Origin of the sequence: Pseudoalteromonas sp. 19-MNA-CIBAN-0066, assembly GCF_040308705.1 — a bacterium.
Lineage (GTDB): Bacteria > Pseudomonadota > Gammaproteobacteria > Enterobacterales > Alteromonadaceae > Pseudoalteromonas > Pseudoalteromonas nigrifaciens.
Genome location: NZ_JBEONZ010000310.1, coordinates 1 through 253, shown reverse-complemented (window position 1 = coordinate 253; position 253 = coordinate 1). Strand labels below are relative to the sequence as shown.

Below are 253 nucleotides of genomic sequence, written 5' to 3'. Positions count from 1 at the left end.
CTTCACGCGCTGATCATGCATGGCCGCTTCGACGACAAGCTGCCCGTCTCGTGGGCGGACAAGGCCGATGCGACACTCGCGGCGCTCGGCGTCGCGCACGACACGCGGCTGTATGCGGCCGGGCACGAGCTGACCGCGGAGATGGCCGGCGATTTCGGCCGATGGGTCGGCGTGCGCACGGGTTTGAACTGACTCGAACCCAACGCACCGGGGGCGCCCGCCCGCGAACGGACCGGCGCCCCCGGTGCATGAC

General features: G+C 71.1%; 1 protein-coding gene. It reads left to right on the top strand.

Annotated elements, in window-relative coordinates:
• Window positions 1–192: alpha/beta hydrolase (locus AAEZ18_RS19245; protein WP_352256037.1), on the top strand; the 192-nt coding region annotated here is incomplete at its 5' end.
• Between the last annotated feature and the right edge of the window lie 61 nt (window positions 193–253).